Consider the following 3608-nt stretch of genomic DNA (forward strand, 5'->3'; position numbering starts at 1 on the left):
GGCGCCCACCCCGTCCGCGAGCGTCCGCGGGCCGCCGTGGCCAGTGCCTCGGCGGCCCGCGCCTACGCCGTCGCGGTGGTACGGGAGGAGTGGGAGACGCCGTTCCGCAGGGCGCCCGAGGGCGCCCTGGTCGATCTGCGCCTGGTCGTCTCCGAGCTGGTGTCCAACGCGGTCCGGCACGGCGGCGGCCTGACCGGCTTCGAGGCGCGGCCCGAGGCCGTGGGGGTGCGGGTGGTGGTCCGGGACGCCAGTGACCGGGTGCCGGACGCCGTGACCTCCCCCGGGCCCTTCCCCGAGGGGGAGGCACATCTGGAGCGGGCCGCTCCGGGCGGCTACGGGTGGCCGCTGATCCACCGGCTGGCCCGCGACATCCACGTCGAGCGGCTGCCGGAGGGCGGCAAGGCCGTGAGCGCGCTGATTCCCCTGACCTCGTCCCGTGAGGACTGACGGCGCGGCCGCCCCGCACCGGTCGAGGTCCACCTGGACCGTTCCCGCCAGGTCTCCCGCCAGATGTCTCACCAGGGCAGGAACACGTGGATGTCCTTGCCGTCCTCCCGCCGCACCACGCTGACCTGGTCGGACAGTGTGTGCACCAGGTGCCAGCCGATCCCGCCGCCGCCCCGGCTGGGCTGGAAGGGCCGCGGGGCCGGCGGTTCCGGGTTGGTGTCGCTCAGGATGGCGTGGACACCGTCGAAGGTGCGGCGCATCCGCAGCTCGAACCTGCCGGGCGCGTACTGGATCGCGTTGGCGGCCAGCTCGGTCACCACCAGCAGGATGTCGTCCCAGTGCTCGGGCGCCGACGGCGGGGAGGACCGGGTCAGCACCCGGAGGAACTCCTCGGCGGCGAGCCTGGCGTCCGTCACGTCCGGCAGTTCGCCGGGGAAGGCGGCCGTCAGGCGGTGTACCTCTTCGTCGTGGTGGGCAAGCGCGTCGTCCCCGCGCGGCTCGGATGCCATGGTGCCTTCCCCAGCCCGTCGGGCGCGGTGCTGTCGCGCAGTCTTCCTCTTCCTTCGTTGCTTGTTCCCGGAGGGGAGGAGGCTACGCGCACCGGTGGGGTGTGGGATGCGTCCCGCGACGGGTGCGCCGGAGGGCGCGGGAGCGGGCGTGCGAGCGAACCGGAGGGGACGGTTCCGGTGCGATGGGCCGGGGAACCCGGCGCCCATGAGCTACTCGAATCCCGATCCGGACCCGTCCCTTTCCACCGGCCTGGAGCCCGGCGGGGGAGTCCCGCCGGGCGAGACGCCGCCCGCGGAGAGCAGCATGCCCGAGGCCGGACCGCAGGAGACCACCCACAACCCGCCCAAGGGCTGGGCCAAGGGGCCCCTCGCGCTGATCCTGTTCGTCGTCCTGCTGGTGGCGGTCGGCCTGATCGGCTACGCCGTGGGCGTGTGGAACTGAGCGGCGCCCCGTCCCCCGGAGCGGGGCCGGGCGCCGAAGGGGCCGGGCGGCGCCTGCCGCCCGGCCCCTGTCGGACGAGGGTCAGGCCGGCCGCAGCCAGACGGTGGCCAGCGGCGGCACCGTCATGCGCAGGAAGCCGTCCTGCTGACGCTCCACCGTCCCCTCGTTGCGGACGTCACTGCCGCCGAAGCGCAGGTCGTCGGTGTTGAGCGTCTCCCGCCAGGAGCCGCCGGTCTCCTCGGGCACCCACAGCGCGTAGTCGTGGCGGACCACCGGGGAGAAGTTGCTGACCGACAGCAACGGCGCGCCGTCGCGGCCGTACCGGACGAAGGCCAGCAGGTTGTCGTCGGCGCTGTCGCAGGCCACCCACCGGAAACCGGCCGGGTCGGTGTCCCGCTGCCACAGCGCGGGCGTGCCCAGGTACTGGGCGTTGAGTTCACGCACCAGGTCCCGTACGCCCTCGTGGTCGGCCCGGGCGCCGTACGCCGCGTCGAGCAGCCACCACTCGGGACCGTTCTCCAGCTTCCACTCGTCGCCCTGCGCGAACTCCTGCCCCATGAAGAGCAGCTGCTTGCCCGGGTGGGCCCACATGAATCCCAGGTAGGCGCGGTGGTTGGCGCGCCGCTGCCACCAGTCGCCCGGCATCTTGGAGACCAGCGAGCGCTTGCCGTGCACCACCTCGTCGTGCGAGATGGGGAGCACGTAGTTCTCGCTGTAGGCGTAGATCATCGAGAAGGTCATCTCATGGTGGTGGTACTTGCGGTGCACCGGCTCGTGGCTGATGTACTCCAGCGAGTCGTGCATCCAGCCCATGTTCCATTTGAGGCCGAAGCCGAGGCCGCCACTGTCGGTGGGCCGGGTGACGCCCTCCCACGCGGTGGACTCCTCGGCGATCGTCACCACGCCCGGGTTGCGGCGGTACACGGTGGCGTTCATCTCCTGGAGGAAGCGGACCGCCGCCCAGTCCTCCCGCCCGCCGTGCTCGTTGGCCTGCCACTGCCCGTCCTCGCGGGAATAGTCCAGGTAGAGCATGGAGGCGACGGCGTCGACCCGCAGGCCGTCGATGTGGAACTCCTCGCACCAGTACACGGCGTTGGCGACCAGGAAGTTGCGCACCTCGGTACGGCCGAAGTCGAACTCGAAGGTGCCCCAGTCCGGGTGCTCGGCCCGCATCTCGTTGCCGGGCTCGTACAGGGGGAAGCCGTCGAACCGGGCCAGCGCCCAGTCGTCCTTCGGGAAGTGCGCGGGCACCCAGTCCATGATCACGCCGATGCCGGCCCGGTGCAGGCTGTCGACCAGGTACTTGAAGTCGTCCGGCGTGCCCAGGCGGGCGGTCGGGGCGTAGAAGCCGGTGACCTGGTAGCCCCAGGACGGGGCGAACGGGTGCTCGGCGACCGGCATCAGCTCGACATGGGTGAATCCGAGTTCCCTGACATAGGCGGGCAGCTGCTCGGCGAGCTGCCGGTAGGTGAGCCCCGGCCGCCAGGAGGCCAGGTGCACCTCGTACACCGAGAACGGCGCCTCGTGCACCGGGACGTCACCGCGGTGCGCCATCCACTCCTGGTCGCCCCACTCGTAGTGCGAGGCGGTCACCACCGAGGCGGTGGCGGGCGGGCACTCGGTGCGGCGGGCCATCGGGTCGGCCTTCAGCAGCCGGGTGCCGTAGCTGGTGGCGATCTCGAACTTGTAGAGGGCGCCCTCGCCGACGCCGGGGAGGAACAGCTCCCAGACACCGGACGCGCCCAGCGAACGCATCGGGAAGGCGGAGCCGTCCCAGAAGGTCGAGTCCATCGCGACCCGGACCCCGGAGGCGTTCGGCGCCCAGACCGAGAACCGGGTGCCGGTCACCCCCTGGTGGACCATGGGCTCCGCGCCCAGGGCCTTCCACAGCTGCTCGTGCCGGCCCTCGCGGATCAGGTGGAGGTCGAACTCGCCCAGCGCCGGCAGGAACCGGTACGGGTCCTCGGTCTCGACCTCGGTCTCCGGGTACACCACGTGCAGCCGGTACCCGGGAATCGTCTCCAGCGCGAGCAGGCCGCCGAAGAGGCCGTCGCCCTCGTCGTTCAGCGGGACGTGCCGTCCGCCGTCGAGGACCAGGCTGACCCCCCGCGCCCCGGGCCGCAGGGCACGGAAGCGCACTCCCTCCGCCACCGGGTGGGCGCCGAGCAGGGCGTGCGGGTCGTGGTGGCAGCCGGAGAGCAGCCGGTGGC

4 protein-coding genes are annotated in these 3608 nt (G+C 72.5%); 2 read left to right on the plus strand and 2 right to left on the minus strand.

Features of this window, described 5'->3' with window-relative positions; translation table 11 throughout:
- The coding region (locus tag HW445_RS22410) for an ATP-binding protein (protein WP_218957272.1) at positions 1-447 on the plus strand (447 nt) is incomplete at its 5' end.
- A 68-nt stretch (positions 448-515) separates the two neighbouring features.
- On the opposite strand, the gene HW445_RS22415 is transcribed toward HW445_RS22410, so the two are convergent.
- On the minus strand, positions 516-956 hold the full coding sequence (locus tag HW445_RS22415) for an ATP-binding protein (protein ID WP_151773944.1): 441 nt from the start codon (positions 954-956) through the stop codon (positions 516-518).
- 205 nt (positions 957-1161) lie between these two features.
- On the opposite strand from HW445_RS22415, the gene HW445_RS22420 reads away from it, so the two are divergent.
- On the plus strand, positions 1162-1398 hold the full coding sequence (locus HW445_RS22420) for a DUF6480 family protein (protein ID WP_180222770.1): 237 nt from the start codon (positions 1162-1164) through the stop codon (positions 1396-1398).
- 81 nt (positions 1399-1479) lie between these two features.
- On the opposite strand, the gene glgB is transcribed toward HW445_RS22420, so the two are convergent.
- The coding region (gene glgB / locus HW445_RS22425) for a 1,4-alpha-glucan branching enzyme (RefSeq protein ID WP_180222771.1) at positions 1480-3608 on the minus strand (2129 nt) is incomplete at its 5' end.

The organism is Streptomyces sp. UH6 (assembly GCF_013421635.1).
GTDB lineage: Bacteria > Actinomycetota > Actinomycetes > Streptomycetales > Streptomycetaceae > Streptomyces > Streptomyces abyssomicinicus.